This window comes from Paenibacillus sp. GbtcB18 (assembly GCF_019091125.1).
GTDB lineage: Bacteria > Bacillota > Bacilli > Paenibacillales > NBRC-103111 > Paenibacillus_F > Paenibacillus_F chitinolyticus.
This window is the reverse complement of record NZ_JAGXJX010000132.1, coordinates 1-460: the sequence shown is the minus strand read 5'-3', so window position 1 is coordinate 460 and position 460 is coordinate 1. Positions and strand designations below refer to the sequence as shown.

Sequence of the window (460 nt, the reverse complement as noted above, 5' to 3'; positions counted from 1 at the left end):
TGGTTAAGAAATAAATATTATTCTTTTTAAGGTATAGATTTATCCCGCCATTTGCGGATGGTAAGCCCCTCTGATTAAATATTTGGCTCTACATTATTTTATAATAGTAATTATATGGATAATAAATAGCTAATCAATGGACTGTATTATTGAATGTTTATATATAGGAGTAAAAAGTAGGATATTTTATTTCAGACTTGCATAAAAGTTCTATATGGTTTTAGTCATGTGACTTTGTGTCGCGTACGTATATAAATATTATGCGAAAAGGTGGAGGAATAAGATGAGAAATCGTTTTGGAAAAAGTGAAGAGGCGATAGATCAAATTCCGTTGGGAAGTGTTTTAAATCCTACTTATAAACGTTCCTGCTACTTTGCACAAGCAGTATGTAGTGTGTTAGGACAAACATATTCTAATATAGAAATCATCATTGGGGATGATAGTTCGAATGACGAAACA

At 31.3% G+C, this 460-nt stretch carries 1 protein-coding gene; it reads left to right on the top strand.

Translation table 11 applies throughout. From position 1 onward, the window contains the following. Positions 1–283 precede the first annotated feature (283 nt). The coding region (locus tag KVT34_RS29850; protein ID WP_217563255.1) for a glycosyltransferase at positions 284–460 on the top strand (177 nt) is incomplete at its 3' end.